The organism is Paenibacillus sp. FSL H8-0548 (assembly GCF_038630985.1).
GTDB lineage: Bacteria > Bacillota > Bacilli > Paenibacillales > Paenibacillaceae > Pristimantibacillus.
The window spans coordinates 853,240-873,046 of the sequence record NZ_CP152049.1; the positions used below are offsets into that span (position 1 = coordinate 853,240).

Sequence of the window (19,807 nt, forward strand, 5' to 3'; positions counted from 1 at the left end):
AGAACGCTTACATGACGAATAAACTAGCTTAAAGCTGTGGAATACGGATCAAATACGAATTTCACAGCATTTTCTATCACTAGTTGTACAAACGTTTGCGCACTTTTGAGATTATGGATTTCTTACATGTAAATAGGGAATTCTAGGAGATGCCACGAGCGTTTGTAGACAGACAGTGTTTCAAGGTGAAACGGCTGTCGCCGTCCTTTAGCGGCGCTGCACGTTTCATTCCGGAGAAATATAGAGAAAGTATGGCGAAAGGATATACTTTCCTATATTTTAAGAAAATGAGCTTAGTGAAGGGTCGTGGATGGTTCTGATTCACACAAAAAGGGATGGAACACATTATGAAGGGGGATTACCTAGCATGAAAAAATGGTTTGCAATGTCATTAATCACTGCCTTGTTTATCGTATCCGCATGCGGCGGAGCTAACAATGGGGGCAACGCGGAAAACGCGGCTAACGCAACGAATGAAGCAGCAAACAACACAGCAGGAAGCACGAATGAAGCAGCTGCTGAAGAAGAAATTAAGCCGGAGGATGGCGCAAAGCTGCTCGTATGGGAAAGTAAAGAGGAGCGTCCCTTCGTTGAAGCTATTGCAAAGGAATTTACTGATAAATACGGTATTGAAGTTAAGTTCGAGGAGGTTGGCGCAGCCGATCAAGTAACGAAATTGACAACGGACGGACCAGCAGGCCTAGGCGCTGACGTAGTTGTTTTCCCACATGATAACTTAGGTAGAGCAGTTACTGCGGGACTTGTATTGCCAAACGATTTTTATGAAGAGATTAGCAGATCGGAAAACTCTGAAATTGCAGTAAATGCAGTTTCTTATGACGGTACACTCTATGGCTACCCTCGTTCGATCGAAACCTACGCTTTGTTCTACAACAAAGCATTAATTAGTGAAGCTCCAAAAACATTTGACGAAATTGTTGAATTCGCAAAAACATTCAACGATGTTCCAAACAACAAATACGCTCTGATGTGGGATGTAGGGAACTTCTACTTCAACTATCCTTTTGTATCCGGCGGTTATGTGTACGGTGATAACGGTCAGAACAAGGACGATATCGGTTTGAACACAGAAGGTGCAATCAGTGGTCTAGCCTATTACGGCTCCTTGAGAAACAGTATTTTACCGCTTAACTCCGGCGACATTACGTATGACATCAAGAAAGGTTTGTTCACAAGCGGAACGCTTGCGATGGACATTAACGGTCCTTGGACAATTGCAGATTACAAAAGCGCAGGCATTGATTTTGGCGTAGTTCAAATCCCGAGCATTAATGGTCAACCGGCATCTTCTTTCTCTGGCGTTAAAGCTTGGTACGTCAATCAATTTTCGAAATATCCGAATGCAGCTCGTTTGTTCGCTAACTTTGCTGCTACCAAAGCTGCTCAACTGAAGGATTTTGAATTGACAGGCGCTATTCCAGCCAATACGGAAGCAACAAATGATGCATCTGTTCAAAGTGATGAAATTGTAAAAGGTTTTGTTGCTCAGTTTAATCAATCGACGCCTATGCCATCGATTCCAGAGATGGCCAACGTATGGAGCCCGATCGCGGCAGCATTCTCTGACGTTTGGAACTCCGGAAAAGATGCGAAAGCAGCGCTTGATAATGCAGTACAGCAAATCAAGGATGCGAATAACGGTACCGCAGCGAAATAATAAGTGAAAATCAGGTGCCGCCCGCCGATACAGCATCGGCGGGCGAACTGATGCTTGTGATCTGCAGCTGTTTTCATCACGGCGGCTTAGAACGTTTTACAGATGAAAGGAAGGGAGCCAGGCGGGATGAATCGTCATCGCAGCACTGCGGCTATATTGTCGTTACTTGTAATGGGTCTTGGCCAATTGTATAACCGCCAAATCATTAAGGGTTTAATTATGCTCGCTGTCGAAGCGGCAGCGCTTATGTATTTTATACCGAATATTGGGCGAGCCGTTTGGGGTATTGTAACGCTCGGCGAAAAGACGCAGGGACTAGAGAAAATCGGTAAAATTAGTGTTCGGGTCGAAGGAGATCATTCGATCTTTCTATTAATAAGCGGGTTAATTACTATATTTTTATTAGTCATTTTTATTATTATTTATGTCATGAATATCCGCGATGCATATCGGAACGGCAAGCAAAGAGATGAAGGTGCTTTACCTGCAAGCTTCCGGAAGACGGTATCTTATGTGCTGGATCGCAATTTCCCGCATTTGATGCTTACACTGCCGGTGCTAGGGGTTCTGTTTCTAACCATCATGCCAATCATTTTTATGGTCATGCTCGCTTTTACCAACTATGCCTCGCCTGATCATATTCCGCCAGCTAAGCTGGTCGACTGGGTAGGCTTTCAAACCTTTGCTAATCTACTTACGCTGAAAACCTGGAGCCATACCTTTATTGGCGTCTTTACTTGGACGATCATTTGGGCGGTTATCGCAACGGTAACGACTTATTTTGGCGGCTTGCTCGTTGCGCTGCTAATTGAACAGAAGGGCATTCGCTTTAAGAAGCTTTGGCGCACTCTGTTTATTATCCCATATGCCATTCCACAGCTGATTTCCCTGCTCGTCATGAGAAATCTGTTTAACGGACAATTTGGTCCTATCAATCAATATTTAGGGTACTTTGGGATGGGCAAGCTGCCTTGGCTGACGGACCCGTTCTGGGCGAAGGTCACCGTTATAGTCGTAAATATGTGGGTGGGAATCCCCGTATCGATGGTGCTTATTCTTGGCGTGCTGACAGCCATTCCGAAGGATTTGTATGAGGCGGCCGACGTTGACGGAGCGTCAGGCATTCAAAAGTTCCGCATTATCACGATCCCGTTTGTACTGTTCTCTACAGCGCCAATTCTGATTACACAATTCGCAGGCAACATCAATAACTTCAACGTTATTTTCTTGCTGACGAACGGCGATCCAGTGAAGGGTGATTATCAATTTGCTGGAAGCACGGATTTGCTCGTTACGTGGCTGTATAAGCTGACACTGAACAACAGTCAATACAATATGGCATCTGCTATCGGGATCATCATATTCGCGATCGTGGCGACTTTCTCTATTATTAACTATCGTCGCTCGCGGTCATTTAAAGAGGAGGATATGATTCAATGAAAATGGGTCGCAAAACCGCTAATTTTGTGCGTCTGACGCTGAGCTATCTTGTTCTGATAGCCATTGCTGTTTGCGCGGTTTATCCTGCTCTGTGGGTAGTGCTATCCTCGCTGCGTCCAGGAACCTCCTTATTCAGTACGACGCTAATCCCGGAATCGATTACGTTTGTTCATTATAAGGAATTGTTCACGAATCCGAGCTTTCGCTTCGGGGTATGGTACGTGAATACGCTTAAAATTGCGACGCTGACGATGATTTTCTCAACGATTCTAGTCACGCTCAGCATGTATGCCTTATCGCGTTTCCGCTTCCGCGGTCGTCAGATGACATTAACGATTATGCTTGTACTCGGCATGTTCCCAGGCTTCATGAGCATGATCGCTATTTTCATTTTCTTATTGCAGTTGAACCTGCTTGATACGCATGCTGCGCTTATTATCGTATATTCGGCAGGTGCAGTGCTTGGCGGATTTGTAGTAAAAGGATTTTATGATACGATACCGCGGAGCCTTGATGAAGCGGCTCGAATCGATGGCGCTACTCATCTTCAAGTATTTATGAAGATCATGCTTCCACTGTCTCGTCCAATGCTCACCTACGTAGCGTTGACCACGTTTACGGGGTCGTGGGTTGATTTTATTTTTGCAAGATTGGTGCTTCGCAGCAAAGATAACTGGACGCTTGCGGTCGGCATGTGGGATCTTGTTAACTCCTACCAAAACAGCAACTTCACGCTGTTTGCTGCTGGCGCGGTGTTGATTGCGATTCCGATTACATTGCTGTTCGTGTTCCTGCAGCGCTTCTTGGTGCAAGGATTGATGTCAGGTGCCTCGAAAGGATAAGGGAATGAACAACAATCGTTTGCGCTATGCTGGTGCTATGCTACTGGGCTCGATGATTATCGCCATGCTTGCAGCTTGCTCCGCGGATGATGCCGGCAAAGAGAAGCAGCCATCTGCGGCGCCATTGGTGGAAGAGAAGGAATCCGCCGATACGGGTACTCATGCATCTGCCTCCTATACGGTTGATGAACAGCCGGGAGCCGTTTACTATGAAATCTTCGTGCGCTCCTTCTATGATACGAATGGAGATGGCATCGGCGATTTGAACGGCGTAACGGCTAAGCTTGATTATTTGAAGGAGCTTGGCATTGGCGGCATTTGGCTTATGCCCATCAACGCTTCGCCCAGCTATCATGGCTATGACACGACCGATTATTATGCGGTTAACCCAGAGTACGGTACGCTGGAGGATTTGAAGAAACTGCTTGAAGAAGCGCATAAGCGCGATATTAAAGTCATTATGGATCTTGTCGTTAATCATACAAGCAAGGAGCATCCTTGGTTTAAGGAAGCACTTGCGAATGAGGATAGTCCTTATCGCAGCTGGTATACTTTTGCTGGGCCAAATGAGCAGGTAAGAGCGGACGGTGCTGTGGGTGGCGACCCTTGGCACAGCTATGGCAGTCTTAACTATTTGGGCATCTTCTGGGAAGGCATGCCCGATCTGAATTTCGACGAGCCACAGGTTCGAGAAGAAATGATCAAGATCGGGCAATATTGGCTGGAGCAGGGCTTAGACGGCTTTCGGCTTGATGCAGCGAAGCATATTTACGGTGATTTCGCTTCCACTGCGACTACACCGGAAATTCAAGAGAAAAACAAAGTCTGGTGGCAGGAGTTTCGTACGGGTATGGCCAAGGCGAAGCCGGATGCCTATTTAATAGGCGAGGTATGGGATTCGTTGTCGGTCATTGCCCCTTACTTTGACCAAGCACTCGATTCGGCATTTCACTTTGATCTGGCGGGCCGCTTGCTAAGTGCAGCGGATATAGAGCAGGATGCAGACTTAGCCTTCTCCCTTGGACGCGCATATGGTGTCTATGAGAAATCATCCGGCGGTACGTTTGTTGATGCCCCATTTCTTAGCAATCATGATCAAAATCGCGTAATGACGGTCTTAAACGGCAATGTCGCGCATGCCAAAATGGCTGCAGCTATGCTGCTTACACTGCCTGGAACGCCGTATCTCTATTATGGCGAGGAGCTTGGCATGAAGGGTGCGAAACCGGATGAGTATATCCGCGAGCCGATGCTATGGTACAAGGCAGCCAGCGGAGGCGAGGGTCAGACGACTTGGGAGAAGCCGCGTAACAATCCGGATGCCGCTGAGGTATCCGTTGAAGCACAATCCGCAGACAACCAGTCGATGCTGAGTCATTACCGTGAGCTAATCAGCTGGCGAAACGAGGAGCCTGCCTTGCGCGATGGAGGGATAGCGGAATTTAAGCTGGAGCCTGCTAATCATAAGCTTAGCGTTTATATTCGCGTTATCGCGAATGAGCGTGTACTCGTTGTCCATAATTTATCCGGGGAGCAGCAATCGACTGATTTGCAGCCTTCAAAGCTATTCGGCACGTTCGAATCGATTAATCATGCTACAAGTGATAAAGCGGAGCTGAGCGGAAGTCAACTAACATTGCCGGCGTATAGTACGGTGATTATGAAATAAGTCTATGAAGAAGAGGGAGCCGCACAGCTTGTGCGGCTCCCTCTTCTTATTCGTCATGTGAAATTGGTTCAATAACCTCGCATACATGCGGATATTTTGGACAAAATACATAATTATGTCATCGCGCGGAGGGTAGACATGAATGGGAATGGGCAGCAGATTTCAAAGCAACTAAGTGTGAACGTAGACAGAATAAAGCAACAGTTGGGCGATAGTGATGATCTAATCGTAAAAAGCATGACAGGCGTACAAGGCTGGCAAGGCGTGCTGGTATATATAGATGGTTTAACAGACTCAACGATCATTCATCACGCGATACTTGACTTTCTAATATCCAATGACAAACCGGCTCAGCCGGTCTCAGAGGAATCAGGCAGCGATACGCTTCAATATTTGAAGGAGACGGTGCTTGCTGCAGGCGAGGTCACGGTCATTGGTGAGTATGATGAGCTTTTTTTCAACCTGCTCTCCGGTGTGGCAATTCTTATGCTTGAGAATTGCGCACAATGTCTAGCGATTGGTGCGGAGGGGTGGAAGGATCGCACGGTTAGCGAGCCGACCTCGCAGGGTGTCGTCAGAGGACCGATGGAGGCATTTACAGAAAATATTCGTACGAATACGGCGCTCATTCGCCGCAAAATCAAAAGCCCGCAGCTGTGGCTGGTAGGCAGGAGCATCGGAAGCGTTACACAAACGAATGTCGCTGTGATGTACTTAAATGAAATTGCGGAGAAGAGTCTTGTAGATGAGGTATTTCGCCGACTCGACAAAATTGATATCGATGGAATATTGGAGAGCGGATACATTGAGGAATTTATTCAAGAGAGCTCCTACTCGCCATTTCCAACGGTATATAACACGGAACGGCCAGATACGATTGCTGCAGGCTTGCTGGAAGGAAAGGTCGCTATTCTTGTTGATGGAACACCATTTGTTCTACTTGTTCCGGCCTTATTCATACAGTTTTTTCAATCTGCAGAGGATTATTATCAACGGGCAGATGTAAGCACGCTGCTGCGTTTGCTGCGATACGTCAGCTTTCTAATTACGATGCTGGCACCGTCGGCGTACATTGCAATTACAACCTTTCATCAGGAGATGCTGCCAACCGGATTGCTGATCAACTTGGCAGCTCAGCGGGAGGGCGTACCTTTTCCTGCGTTCGTGGAGGCATTATTGATGGAAATCACCTTTGAAATATTGCGAGAAGCTGGTGTCCGAATGCCGAAGACGGTAGGCCAAGCTGTATCGATTGTCGGGACGCTGGTCATTGGTCAAGCGGCGGTGGAAGCAGGAATTGTGTCGCCAGTAATGGTTATTGTCGTAGCCATTACGGCGATTTCCAGCTTTGTCATACCTGCGGTCAATCTATCCATTTCTGTCCGTATGATCCGGTTCGTGCTGATGGGTCTCGCGGCGTCCTTTGGTCTCCTGGGTATTCTGCTGGGCATCATTTTACTCGTTTTGCATTTGAATACGCTGCAATCGTTTGGCGTGCCTTATATGCAGTCGCTTGCACCCTTCGTATGGGAAGATCAGAAGGATACGCTGTTTCGTTTCCCTTGGAGACAAATGAAGAAGAGGCCGTTAGCGACGGGGAGTCGAAATTTGGTTCGGCAAGGAAAGCAGCCTGAGCGTAGTAAATAATTCGAAAACGATGGGGTGATGAGCATTGATCTTTTCGTGAGAAAAATCCTTCTCCTCTGGTTAGCCATTGGCCTAGGAGCCTTGCTTGTCACGGGCTGCTGGAATCGTCGCGAGCTCGATGATCTCGCCATTCAACTGGGGACCTCTATCGACAAGGTTGGAAATCAGTATCGGGTAGCCGTTCAAGTTGTCATTCCAGGGGAAGTAGCGGTTAGAAGCAGCAGCACCGGAATATCACCGGTGACTCTTTATCATGCTACCGCACCTACGATGTTTGAAGCCTTTCGGAAGCTGACGGAAACAAGCTCGAGAAAAATTTATTCTGCGCATATCCGCGTGCTTGTAATTGGAGAGTCTCTTGCGAGGGAGGGGATCGGAGAGGTACTGGATATGTTTTCCCGAAACCCGGAAGCGCGTACCGACTTTTATTTGATGGTCGCTCGTAATACCTCAGCGATGCAGGTGCTTAAGACATTAACATCACTTGAAAAGATTCCTGCGGAAAATTTATTTTATGCGCTGGATACGTCAGCTAAGGAGTGGGCTCCAACGACGACAGTGACGATAGAAAAGCTGATTGAAGAGCTCGTAACGGAAGGTTTAAGTCCGGTTTTGACTGGAGTCAAGATGGTTGGCAATGTAGAACACGGTGAGGAATTAGCTAATATTCAGAAAATTGATCCCGCAGCGAGAACACGTTTTATTGGATTAGCGGTATTTCGCAAGGATAAGCTGGTGGGTTGGCTGAATGAGGAGCAGAGCAGGGGCTACAATTATTTGATGAATAATGTGAATAGCTCTGCCGGGCATCTAAAATGTCCGGAAGGCGGATTAATTGTTCTTGAAACGCTTCGAAGCAAGACGCGCATAAAGGCGGATATTCAGGACGGGAAGCCCGTCATGACGGTCAAGGTCAAAAATGTAAGCTCTGTTTCAGATGTGGAATGCCGAATTGATTTAACTAGTCCGGAAACGATTAAACAATTAGAGAAGGAATCAGAAGAAAAATTTAAAGAGTTGATGAGCTCGGTTATTAACCATGTGAAAGAAAGGTATGGCTTTGATATATTTGGGTTTGGCCATAAGCTCTATCAGGCTCATCCGCGTGAATGGGAGAAGCGGAAGGAGGAGTGGGATGAGCAGTTCAAGCAGCTGGAAATAAAGTATGACATCGATGTGCAAATTCACAAGATTGGAACGACCAATGATTCCTTTCTTAATTATATAAAGGAGTAGTTGCCTATGTCAGCTATCGTACTCATTGCATTCCTTTTTGTGTGGGGGGTTGCAAAAGAGCTTGTACCTCTGTTCAAAAAAGGTTTTATTAAGGATTCTGTGCTCTACTTGGCCATGCTCGTCATAGGGGCTGTTCTTAGTATATGTACGATTCAATTAATTGATTTACCTACTCCGATGGTGCTTCTAGAAGTAGTTTATAGCCCAATGCTGAAATGGTTTGCTCCGGAATAGGGAAGAGAGGTTGAGGCTATGCATAACGAACAGAAAATTAGCATTAAACAGATAAAGGTGCTCATGATCTTCTTTATCGTGGGCGATTTAATGTGGTATCTGCCCACGTTTACAGCCGGTGTCGCAGAACAGGATGCCTGGATGGCAGCTTTGTTGGGAGTGGCAGGAGGAATAGGCGTAGCTTCTTTCATTTATTGGTTCAGCAATAAATTTACAGGAATGACCATTGTTGAAATACACCGTCACGTATTAGGACGTTTTGCAGGCGGTATTTTATCTCTATTTTTTATTGCTCACCTATTTATTAACGGAAGCGCACAAATTCGGGTTATTGGTGATTTTATGACGACGCAGATGATGACCGAAACGCCGCTGCGTGTCGTTCTTTTTTTATTTGGGGCTGTTGTTCTTATTGCGGTACGAACGGGCTTGCCTGTTATCGCCCGAACGGGGCAAGTCTTTTTCATTATGTTTGTCCTGCTGTTTACGCTGCTCATTCTGCTGCTTATCCCGGAGTCGGAGTCTAACAATATATTGCCGATTGCGAGCCATAGTGCGGCAGATATTATAAGAGGCGGTTTGTTTGTGGTCGCATTCCCATATTGCCAAATGACTGTGTTTCTGATGCTGTTTCCGTTAGTGGAACAGAAAAGGCTGACGTATAAGCAGTTTATTGTTCCTGTTCTGTACGGAGGAGCAGTCATTATTATTATAGTGACCTTATCGATCTTGGTGCTAGGTGTGTATATGACCCAGCATCAGCTGTATTCCCCCTATATCATGGCAAAAAAAATAAGCATCGGAAATTTCCTGCAAAGATTAGAGGCGATATTAGTAGTTAACTATATGCTCTCTACCTATTTCAAGTGTGTCATAACGATGTATGCTTTTTGCCGCGCTGTAACGCAATTGCTGGGCCTGAGCGATTATCGCAAGCTGATACTGCCTCTGTTTTTGATGATTTTTGGTTTTTCGTATGTGATATCTTCGAATGTTGTGTTTTTCAACAGCCTTGGCCCGTCGTGGGCATTGTGGGAGATGAGCAATGTTCTCGTGCTGCTTGCTTTTGTCTATGTTGTTCATCTCCTTAGGGAGTGGATCAGAAAGCGGCCGCTAAACACGTCATGATCTGGCGGCACGATAGACTACTCCTTGCGATAAATAGCCGGAGACACGCCTATCTGTTTTTTGAATGCTTTGGAGAATGAGAAGAGATCGGGATAACCGACGGATTGTGCAATTTCCGCGAGCTTGTAATCCGTTTGCTTCAAAAGTAGAATCGCCTCGTTCATGCGCAGCCTTTGCACGAATTTCATCGGTGACAGGCCATAGGCTTTGTTGAACTGCTTGGAGAAATGAGTGCGATCCACACCAACGTAGTCCGCGACGCTTCCAATGGAAATGCCTTCTGCATAATGAGTTTCTAAATAGTCTTTCGCTTTCTGAAGCCATCCGGCTGACTGAAAGGAGAGGCTTTGTTTGTTTTTATTGGAGGAAAGAGCATCGAACAGCTGGTACATGATAACAAGCCGCGATAAATCGGTATGCGGGTGCTCCTTGCTTTTCACTAAGCTAAAAAAACGCTCCATCAAGGCAAACGCCTCGTTTGTTAGTCCTTCCGCAAGATGAGGACGGTAAGGTCCTAGGCCGATCCTCTCCAGCAACTGCAGTGCCAGTTTGCCGTCAAAGGCGAAAAACACTTTATGCAGCAGCGCGTGTTCGCTCGTGAAATATTCATGTGTAACCTGAGGGAATAGACAAAATAGATCATTTTTACGAAGCGTATAGGTTTGTCCGCCTTGAATAAAGGTTCCTTCTCCCTCTGTTACCATAATCAAATAATAGTAAGGAGTGACTCGAGGGCCGATGTGATAATTGTGCTTTGCTATATTTGCGCCGAGCCTAATGGGCCAAGCAGCTCCAGCTTTCTCGAAGGATGATGGCGTGAAATAATGAATTTCCAGCTGCTCGTGATGATCCTCTTTCATATTTTCAAACAGATTAATCACCTCTTTTTGCCATTAATTAAATAGGGTTCATCCTTGGAAAATAACGATTTATATAATATAACACCACAAAATGACAAATAACACAAGCGACGAATTGACATTGACCTTATAGGTCGTTGCTTGCTATTATTCAGATAGTAAATTAATCCGATGAAATTTGTTGGTTATCTACCGGACAACTGGTGATACAGCAGTAATCGTATCTCAAAAAAGGCAAACGATTGATGCTGTGTTTTTACACGATATGATTCTTTACTTCACGACAACGAAGCGTAAAGGGGACAGCTGAAATGAGCAAACAAGCACAAGTGGAATTTGGTTGGTTTATTCCGACAAACGGAGACGGCCGCTATATTGGGGTGCCGCCAGAGAGGGAACCATCGCAGCAGTATTTTGTAGAGGTTGCGCAAGCAGCGGAGGAAGCTGGCTACGAGTTTGTTCTCATTCCCGCGGGTGGAGATTGCTGGGATGGCTGGATTGTAGGCTCATGGATCGCGTCCTCAACGACGAAGCTGAAGCCGCTTATTGCTATGAGACCGGGACTTATTTCTCCAGTGCTTGCTGCACGGATGGCGTCAACGCTCGATCGCATGTCAGGAGGACGGGCGCTGATCAATGTAGTTACCGGCCATTATCCTGCCGATCTTAAGGCTACTGGAGATCCGCTGCATGGCAGTCATGACGAGCGTTACGAGCGGACCAAGGAATTTCTTGATGTCGTGAAGGGGGTATGGCAGCAGCCGACTGATGAGGGTGCAGGCTTTAACTTCACCGGCAAACACTACGAGGTAGAAGGTGGAGTAAGCAAGCCCGCACCCGTGCAAGATCCGCATCCTCCGTTATATTTTGGGGGCAGCTCGGTTGCAGGAAAACGTGTTGCGGCGGAATCGGCTGATGTGTACTTGATGTGGACGGAGCCGCTTGACTGGATTCAAGGGCAAATTACGGAAATGGAAACGTACTTGGCAGAGCTGAAGCAGCAGAAGGGGATCGAAAGAGAGCTTCGTTATGGTATTAGAGCACAGGTAGTCGTAAGAGAAACAGAAGAGGAGGCTTGGGCGGCCGCTTGGAATATTTTGAGCAAGGCAGACCCCGAGCAATTGAAGTCAAAGGAAAAGCTGCATTCGAAGACGGATGCAACGAATCAGAAGCGTCAGATGGATTTGTTTAGTCAATCGAAGGATCAGGATTTTGTCATCGGGCCTAATTTATGGTCTGGCTTGTCCGCTATTCGCGGGGGAGGGGCTGTAACCTTTGTAGGAACAGCGGAGCAGATTTCCGAGCGATTCCTAGAATTTATTGATGCAGGTGTAACGTCCTTTATTTTGTCGGGCTACCCGCATTTGGAAGAGGCAAAAATATCAGGCGAGCTGCTGCTGCCGTTAGTAAAGCAAAAGCTGGCTGCGCGAGGGATCACTATTTAATACATTGGAGGAATGGAAATGAGTCGATTACGCAAGCCGCAATGGGTGCTTCTAGCTCTAACTATAATCTTAAGTGTTGTGCTTTCGGCCTGCGGGTCCAATAATTCAACGACGAATGCAAACGGGAATAAGCCTTCTGAGGGAGGCTCTAGTGATAAGCCGGTAACGATCAGTTTTATTCACTGGCGCGGTGAGGATGCTGCGGTGCTTGATAACATTATTAAGAAGTTTGAGGAAGAAAATAAAAACATCAAGGTAGAAACGCAGGTGTTCCCGTCTGATCAATACCAGTCCACGGCACAGGCGAAGCTGCTGGATGGCTCAGTAGGAGACGTGTTCGCTTCTTTCCCAGGCGCTCAGTTTGAGGCTATTGCGAAAGCAGGCTTGTTCACTGATTTGAGTGGCGCATCGTTTCTTGCTAATTTCACTTCTTCCTTAATCGAGTCGGGGCAAAAGGATGGCAAGCAGCTGGCAGTTCCTTATCAGCTCGTCTACAACATTCCGATTTATAATGTGAAGCTGTTTGAAAAATACGGGATTGAGGTGCCGAAGGATTGGGATGGCTTCCTTGCAGCGGCGGAGAAGCTTAAGCAAGAAGGCATTGTCCCTATCGCATTCCCAGGTGCAGACATTGGCCCAGGGCAGTTCATGAATCCGATGGTGATGAACAACGCGCCGGACGAGGATATTTTTGTGAAGCTTGAAGCGGGTGAGGCCCAGCTTACCGATGAGTGGTGGGTTAAGACGCTGACTCAGTTCAAGGAGCTGAATGACAAGGGCTACTTCCAGAAGGATGCGCTTGGAACGAAGGGGGACGCAGCGGGCGCGCTGTTCGTACAGGAGAAAGCGGCTATTTTGGCAACGGGCTCTTACCAGCTGGTAGGCAATAAGAAAAACAATCCGGATCTTCAGCAAGGGCTGATCGCACCCATTACGGTACCTGCTGACCAAGCCGTGTTCGAAGGTATTCATACGACGACGTTTATGCTTGCCGTGAACAGCAAGTCGAAGCATCCAGAGGAAGCGAAGAAGTTTTTGGAATTTCTAAGCGGCAAGGAAATTGCCGGTGAATATGCGAATGGTACGGGGCAGAATGTAACGGTAAAAGACGTGGCATATACAAGCGATGAGTTGAATGCTGTTGCGGAATGGACATCGAAGAAAACACGCTTCCAACCACGCTTTACCATCAAAAATGCTGAGGTTCAAAAAGCAGTCACCAGCTCGATTCAAGCTGTATTAGGCGGAACGGAGCCAGCGAAGGCTGCGGCTGATGCACAAGCAATCGTGAACCAGCAGATAGGAAAATAATCAGATGAAAAAGTATGCGAAGCTTTTACCGTTTTTTGTGCCTGGCATTGCGCTCTACCTCGCACTATTTATTTATCCGACGGTAACGGGTTTTTATTACTCCTTAACGGATTGGGACGGCTTATCGCCGTCCTATCAGTTTGTCGGTGCAGATAATTATGCGAATGTAGCGAAGGATATCATATTTCGAAAATCGATCGTGAATAATATTAAGTTTATGGTCGCTGTCGTCATTGTACAGACAGTTGTTTCGCTGCTGCTCGCACTTCAGCTGTCGAAGCAGAAAAAGGTCAATGTAGCGCTGCGCTCGCTTTTTTTTGTTCCTACTATTTTGTCATCGGTATCCGTTGGATTTATTTGGACATTTGTATACGACCCGTCACTCGGTCTATTGAATGGCTTGCTGGAGGCAGTAGGACTCTCTTCATGGACGCAAAACTGGCTTGGCGATGCGGGCATTGCCATTTTTTCGATTGCTGCTGTTCAAGCTTGGGCGCATATTGGACAAATGATTATTTTGTTCGTGGCGGGACTCCAAGCTATACCTGAGGAGCTGCTAGAATCTGCCAAGCTTGATGGCGCGACAAGGCTGCAGTTGTTTTTCCGAGTGATATGGCCGCTCTTAGCACCAGCTGCGGCGATTGTAGTATCCTATACGACGATTCAATCGTTCAAAGCGTTTGATCTTGTGTTTACGATGACCGGAGGGGGACCGGCCTATTCCACCGAAATTTTGTCGACGTACATTTACAATTCAGCTTTTATGAACTATACCTTTGGCAAAGCATCAACGGCATCCGTGTATTTCCTTTTGCTGATTTCGTTTATTACGTTTTTGCAGTTCCGCGCATTGCGGACAGATCGCGTATCCTATTAGTATGCAGGCAGGTGAAGAGGTTTGGTTTTAAAATGGTTAGGTAGATTGCTGCTGCTGCTCTTCGCGGCTGCTATCCTTGTTCCGCTGCTTATTGTTTTATTTACCTCATTAAAGACAACGCCGCAATTTTACGCAAGTCCGTTAGGCTTACCAGAGTCGTTGTCGTTCCACAACTTTAAGTCTTTATTTGATGGACAGCCGATGTGGGGTTATTTTCGCAATAGCATTGTCGTTACGAGCGCTACAGTTGGGCTTGAGCTGCTGCTTTCCGGTTTCATTGCCTATGGTATATTGCGTTCTGGCAAAAGAGTAGGCGCTGCTGTGTTCGGATTATTCGCTATAGGCTTAATGGTGCCTTCACAGGTGAATATGATCCCGATCTATACCTTCGTGCATAAGCTGGGCTGGAGCAATTCATTGACGGGCTTGATCATTGTGTCCGTATCTGTGCTTCTGCCGCTGTCTGTGTTCATGCTCTCAGGCTTTATGAAAACTTTACCAAAAGAAATTCTCGAGGCAGGTGAAATTGACGGCGCAGGCGAGTGGACCTTGCTGGTGCGGATCACTTTCCCGCTTAGTGCGCCATATCTTGCGGCAACGGCAGCTTTTTTGTTCGTCATCGTATGGAATGATCTGTTATTCCCGATGCTGCTGCTGAACGGAAAAGATAAGCTGACGCTTCCGCTTGCGATGCTTCAATTCCGCGGTGAATACATTACAGACTATCCTGTACTACTCGCTGGTGTCGTGGTGACGGCTTTGCCGATGGTTGCATTGTTTATCTTCTTGCAGCGTTACTTCATATCCGGCGCACTTGCGGGCTCTTTGAAGGGTTAGCTGAAATCGCGTATAGCTTTCATGCGGCTGTAAGCGAGCGTCCCCATGAGCAGCATAGCTGCGCCGCTTATGGCAATAATGATGGCTGGACCATAAATGTCCGACAGGGTAGAAAATAAAGCTAAACCGACGGGCGGCGCGACGCTGGTAATCGTCCCGATAAGTCCGAATACTCTGCCTTGCATCGAAGGATCGATTGCTGCTCGCAGCACGATAAAGATGATCGTCGTGCTGAATGAGAAGAGCAGGCCGACGAGGAAAATAACCGGCAGCGCTGAGGCTGCTGAAGACATTAGTGAAATAACGACGAATAAGGGCCCCATTAGGATCATGCTCCCTATGGTCCATTTTCCTCTGTTTTTTAATCGCTTATCAAGCTTCATAATGAGTATCGAGCCAATGACATAACCAAGCGGTATACACGCCTCCATCAAGCCGAATACGAAAGGCTCAGCCTTCCATACCTTAACGGCCATGACTTGAATGAGCATAAAGGTGGAGAGGAAGAAGAACATGACCAGCGGCAATAAAAGAAGGGCCGCTTTGGCAAATGAATCGTTCCACACATAACGAAAGCCAGCTGTGAAATCCTCTTTAAAGGAGGACTTTGGTTTTGTTTCATCTCGAACGACTGCAAACGGAAATTTGCCCGCGATTAAAATTAAAACGGCTGACAGCAGGAAGGTTGCCGCATCGATGGCAATCGCGAAAGCTCCGCCAAAGGCAGCGACTGCGATGCCTCCAAGTGCGAAGCCTGAGATACGAATAATATTATCCGAGATGCTAATGGCACCTACCGCTTGGGTTATTTGCTCTTTGCCAACAATCTCGATGAGCGAGGCTTGGAAGGCAGGTGATCGAAACGCCCCGGCAAAGGCAACAAGACCAGTTAAAAGAACGATAAAAACAAACGGTACATTCGGTAAATAGATGAGGACGGCGATAGCGGCAACGAGTACAAATCGGATTATGTCCGTCACCCACATTAACCGGCGGCGGTCGGTGCGATCCGCAATCGTACCGGCGAATGAGCCAAACAGCATGCTGATGACAAGATGAGTAATAAGGACGATCGACATGAGCTTAGCACTGCCAGTCGTCTGCAGCACCCACAGATTCAGCGCGATGCTGTGAAATGTATTGCCAAGCAGAGATAAGCTGTAGCTGGAGAAGACGGCAAGAAAGACACGGTTACGCCAGATGGAAGTCGCCTGTTCATTCTCTGGTTGTACGTTTGGCGTCTGGCCCTTAGATGGTTTGGTTAGTTCAAGCATGAGAAACCCTCCTTAATGAAATAGGTTGAAAATAAATCGATAACTTAAACGTTTAAGTTAATATAGTGAAATGCAGAGATATCTCTGCAAGTTCAGCTAAATAGAAATAACCTCTGCCTGAATGAATGTTGATGGATGACCGCTTCTCGCATTATCCAAGAGGCTCACCATAAGCTGAAAGGCTTCCTCCGGCATGCGATTGCCGAAGCTGATGCGAGCAGCGGGAGAGGGAACGAGCTCATGGCAGCCAGCAGTGCAAATCACAGTGAAATGAGCCGGATCACTATATTTTGCAGCAGCAATAGCAATAAATTCATTGAGAATAATACCGGTATTGGATTGATTTTTCTCAAGAAAATGTTTAAGGGAAGCTTCATCGGTCATTCTATGAATTTGGCTGGGCTCAAGATTGGAGCTGCTGCTAATGTAGTCCATAAGCTCAGCGTTATTGTAGCTGTCGATGATGAGATAGGCTTGCTGAGAAGGGGTGTTGGCAAAAGCTTTGGCAAGCGCATCCTTGTAGTCATAATTCACCTTGCAAAATAGAGGGTCGTCGATAAGGCTGTCGATCACGATGAGCGGAACGCCAACAGAAAAATGACTCGAAATAAGGTGGAAGTTTTCCTTCTTTACATCAATGACAAACACACCATCCAGCTTGCGTTCTGAGATGATATCGAGCTTCGGATTAGAGGCATCCAGGCTGAATAATACAACATGATAGCCTAGAGCGGATAGCAGCTTCTCCAAGCGGTTAATAAACTGGGAATAACGAAGCTGCTGCCAGCAACTCTCATCTTCCGTTTTATTAATTAAAATTCCGATCAGGCCTGACTTTTGTTTAACGAGTGACCTCGCGGCTAGATTAGGCACATAGTTTAATTGCTTGGCGGCTTCAAGAACGCGGCATCGTGTCTCTTCGGGAATCGTCTGGTTGGCAACGTTATTGAGTACATAACTAACGGTAGCGATAGAAACGTCCGCGTCTTTCGCGATATCTTTAAGCGTAGCTTTTCTAATCGGAATGCAGCTCCTTTAACGATTGCAGTCGTGTGAAGGTGTTAACTTAATCGTTTAAGTTATTATGTCATGAAAGGATATTTCTGTCTAGTGCAGATGCAGTGAGAAAGCTGAGCAACTCGGATTTTCTGCCTGTAAGAACCTCGCGGTTCTTACAGGCAGCATGCAAAGAATGAGCAAGGCTGATGCTTTGCTAAAGTACATGAATATGCTTCAGCTACGCGTTAGTCTGCTCCAATATGACGAAGCCGTAGGCAGGCAGTTGAAGCTGCAGCTCGCCATTCTTATTGCTTGTAACGATTGAGCCTTCTGCAAATGGACTGCTGCTTGATAGTAGGACCTTCCACTTAGATGAAGACTCGCTAGTTGACAGAGCGATGTCAGTGCTAGGTATTTTGCTGATTGCGGGTACTAAGTTCTTAGCGTCAGACTTTTCGTGCAAATCTGCGGCTGCCCCTGTGCCTGCCTCAATTTTGCTATCGAAGCCGGTAAATACAACTGCATGCGGAGCCAAGCCGGTGTCTGCGTGCACACTTTCTATTTCAAAGCTCAGATTAGCAGCCTCTGCTCGTGCATTCATCGCAATAAGCAAGCGTTGATCGCCATCGCGGCGCTCATACACTACCGAGCCGCCCGATTTTCCTGCGTCTACGAAACGAAGGTCTGCGCTGCGCAGCGCGCGGTAGCGATGACGCAGGCTGATGGCTGCTTTGTAAAATTTCAGCAGCTCTAGATTTTGTTCAGCCGGGTCCCACACCATACATTTGCGGCAGCCTGGATCGCCAGCACCGTTCATGCCTACCTCATCACCATAATAAATGCATGGGGTGCCAGGGAAGGTTAGCTGGAACAATGAGGATAGCTTCATCGTATCGACGTTATCCTCGCAGATCGTAAGCAGCCTTGGCGTGTCATGACTATCCAGCAGGTTGAATGCCGTTTCGGTTACCTGCTGCGGATAGGCAGCAAGCTGGGTGCCTATGGCATGAGTGAAAGCAGTGGCATCGATGGTCTGATAAGCGAAGAAGTCGAGCACCGCATTCGTTAAAGGATAGTTCATGACCGCATCAAATTGATCGCCCTGCAGCCACATGATCGAATCATGCCAAATCTCGCCGAGGATGTAGGCCTCTGGATTAACTGCTTTTACCGTCTGACGGAATTCACGCCAAAATTGATGATCCACCTCATTGGCGACGTCCAGCCGCCATCCATCGATGCCAATCTCCTCAATCCAATAACGAGCGACCTCGAATAAATATTGCTTAACCTCGGGATGCTCCGTATTCAGCTTTGGCATAAGCGGCTCGAAGGCAAACGTCTCGTAGGAAGGCACGCCATTTACGACCTGCAATGGCCATTCGCGTACGTAGAACCAATCCGCAAACTTAGATTGCTGGCCGTTCACCTGTGCATCGACAAATGGGGGGAACGTTCTGCCGGAATGATTGAATACCGCATCGAGAAGAACACGAATGCCACGAGCATGGCAAGCCTCGACCAGCTCCTTCAGCTTCTCGTTTGTACCAAAATGAGGGTCCACCTTCATATAGTCCTGTGTATCATACTTGTGGTTGGTCGTTGCTTCAAAAAGCGGCGTGAAATAAACAGCATTAATGCCAAGCTCGGAAATGTGATCCAAGTGATCGAGGACCCCCTGCAGGTCACCGCCAAAAAAGTTCTGAGGTGTCGGCTCGCCGCCCCAAGGCAGCATGTTCGCAGGGTTAAGCGATGGATCGCCATTCGCGAAGCGCTCCGGAAATATTTGATAGAAAACAGCATCCTTTACCCATGCAGGCGGCTCGAATACATCGATAGGATTGATATAGGGGAAATCAAAAAATGTATTCGAATTATCCGGCAGCACGGACTCGAAGCCTTTGTCCGTTAAAATGATCGACTCCGAGCCGCTTGTTAAGCGAAACGCATAGCGGAGCCTTCGAAAAGGCGGAATGACCGAGGTTTCCCAATAATCGAAGTGTGCATCAGAGGACAATATCCGCATCGGCACAGCTGTAATGGTCTGCTCCCAAGCATATTTATCACCAACAATAGCCTCAACGAGCGCTGCATCATCCTTTTTGGTGCGCAAGCGGAGGTGCAGCGTTTGTCCATCGTAGGCGTAGGCCCAGTTTTGCTTGGGTCTGTGGTATACAGCTTCTAATAACATGATGATCTCTCCTTTAGGGTGATGTGAATAAATGTAAAAAAACGAAAAAAAGGCACAACCTCTGCTCACTAAAAGCCGAGGTTGTACCTTCTTCCATAATACGTTCAGGCGCCGCTCACGCGAAGCATATTGCGAACAA

General features: G+C 47.1%; 16 protein-coding genes. 12 read left to right on the forward strand and 4 right to left on the reverse strand.

The window, feature by feature from the left end:
• Positions 1–367: 367 nt before the first annotated feature.
• From MHI37_RS03660 to MHI37_RS03695, 8 genes are all read left to right on the forward strand, one after another.
• Complete coding sequence (locus tag MHI37_RS03660; protein WP_076335190.1) at positions 368–1,678, forward strand: maltose ABC transporter substrate-binding protein; 1,311 nt, start codon at positions 368–370, stop codon at positions 1,676–1,678.
• A gap of 126 nt (positions 1,679–1,804) precedes the next feature.
• Positions 1,805–3,118, forward strand: a complete 1,314-nt coding sequence (locus tag MHI37_RS03665) for a sugar ABC transporter permease (protein WP_076335191.1) — start codon at positions 1,805–1,807, stop codon at positions 3,116–3,118.
• A 2-nt stretch (positions 3,119–3,120) separates the two neighbouring features.
• Positions 3,121–3,960 carry a sugar ABC transporter permease gene (locus tag MHI37_RS03670; protein ID WP_076335242.1) on the forward strand — a complete coding sequence of 280 codons (840 nt, stop codon included), beginning with the start codon at positions 3,121–3,123 and terminating at the stop codon, positions 3,958–3,960.
• 4 nt (positions 3,961–3,964) lie between these two features.
• Entirely contained in the window at positions 3,965–5,629 is a 1,665-nt protein-coding gene (locus MHI37_RS03675; protein ID WP_076335192.1) for an alpha-amylase family glycosyl hydrolase, read from the forward strand.
• Positions 5,630–5,767: 138 nt separating this feature from the next.
• Entirely contained in the window at positions 5,768–7,276 is a 1,509-nt protein-coding gene (locus tag MHI37_RS03680) for a spore germination protein (RefSeq protein ID WP_076335193.1), read from the forward strand.
• A gap of 36 nt (positions 7,277–7,312) precedes the next feature.
• Positions 7,313–8,512 (forward strand): Ger(x)C family spore germination protein, encoded by a 1,200-nt coding sequence (locus MHI37_RS03685; protein WP_179090141.1) that lies wholly within the window; start codon positions 7,313–7,315, stop codon positions 8,510–8,512.
• A gap of 6 nt (positions 8,513–8,518) precedes the next feature.
• Entirely contained in the window at positions 8,519–8,746 is a 228-nt protein-coding gene (locus MHI37_RS03690; RefSeq protein WP_076335195.1) for a hypothetical protein, read from the forward strand.
• A gap of 18 nt (positions 8,747–8,764) precedes the next feature.
• On the forward strand, positions 8,765–9,874 hold the full coding sequence (locus MHI37_RS03695) for an endospore germination permease (RefSeq protein WP_076335196.1): 1,110 nt from the start codon (positions 8,765–8,767) through the stop codon (positions 9,872–9,874).
• A gap of 17 nt (positions 9,875–9,891) precedes the next feature.
• Here the strand turns inward: MHI37_RS03695 and MHI37_RS03700 are convergent, their stop codons facing one another.
• Complete coding sequence (locus tag MHI37_RS03700; protein ID WP_256709825.1) at positions 9,892–10,755, reverse strand: AraC family transcriptional regulator; 864 nt, start codon at positions 10,753–10,755, stop codon at positions 9,892–9,894.
• A gap of 290 nt (positions 10,756–11,045) precedes the next feature.
• Between MHI37_RS03700 and MHI37_RS03705 the strand changes: the two genes are divergently transcribed.
• The 4 genes from MHI37_RS03705 to MHI37_RS03720 are packed head-to-tail and all read left to right on the forward strand — an operon-like array spanning position 11,046 to position 15,204.
• Positions 11,046–12,179, forward strand: coding sequence for an LLM class flavin-dependent oxidoreductase (locus MHI37_RS03705; RefSeq protein WP_076335198.1), 1,134 nt, complete (start codon positions 11,046–11,048; stop codon positions 12,177–12,179).
• 18 nt (positions 12,180–12,197) lie between these two features.
• A complete protein-coding gene (locus MHI37_RS03710) occupies positions 12,198–13,490 on the forward strand; it encodes an extracellular solute-binding protein (RefSeq protein WP_076335199.1) in 1,293 nt (430 codons plus the stop codon).
• A 4-nt stretch (positions 13,491–13,494) separates the two neighbouring features.
• Entirely contained in the window at positions 13,495–14,367 is an 873-nt protein-coding gene (locus MHI37_RS03715; protein WP_076335200.1) for a sugar ABC transporter permease, read from the forward strand.
• A 21-nt stretch (positions 14,368–14,388) separates the two neighbouring features.
• Complete coding sequence (locus MHI37_RS03720) at positions 14,389–15,204, forward strand: carbohydrate ABC transporter permease (protein ID WP_076335201.1); 816 nt, start codon at positions 14,389–14,391, stop codon at positions 15,202–15,204.
• Here MHI37_RS03720 and MHI37_RS03725 read toward each other — a convergent pair.
• The 3 genes from MHI37_RS03725 to MHI37_RS03735 all read right to left on the reverse strand — a co-directional run bounded on the left by MHI37_RS03725 (position 15,201) and on the right by MHI37_RS03735 (position 19,668).
• Positions 15,201–16,478, reverse strand: a complete 1,278-nt coding sequence (locus tag MHI37_RS03725; protein WP_076335202.1) for an MFS transporter — start codon at positions 16,476–16,478, stop codon at positions 15,201–15,203. The genes MHI37_RS03720 and MHI37_RS03725 overlap by 4 nt on opposite strands.
• Positions 16,479–16,574: 96 nt before the next feature.
• On the reverse strand, positions 16,575–17,351 hold the full coding sequence (locus tag MHI37_RS03730) for a hypothetical protein (protein ID WP_256709831.1): 777 nt from the start codon (positions 17,349–17,351) through the stop codon (positions 16,575–16,577).
• Between the two features lie 364 nt (positions 17,352–17,715).
• Positions 17,716–19,668: a glycoside hydrolase family 13 protein gene (locus MHI37_RS03735; RefSeq protein WP_083676075.1), complete on the reverse strand. Its 1,953-nt coding sequence runs from the start codon at positions 19,666–19,668 to the stop codon at positions 17,716–17,718.
• Between the last annotated feature and the right edge of the window lie 139 nt (positions 19,669–19,807).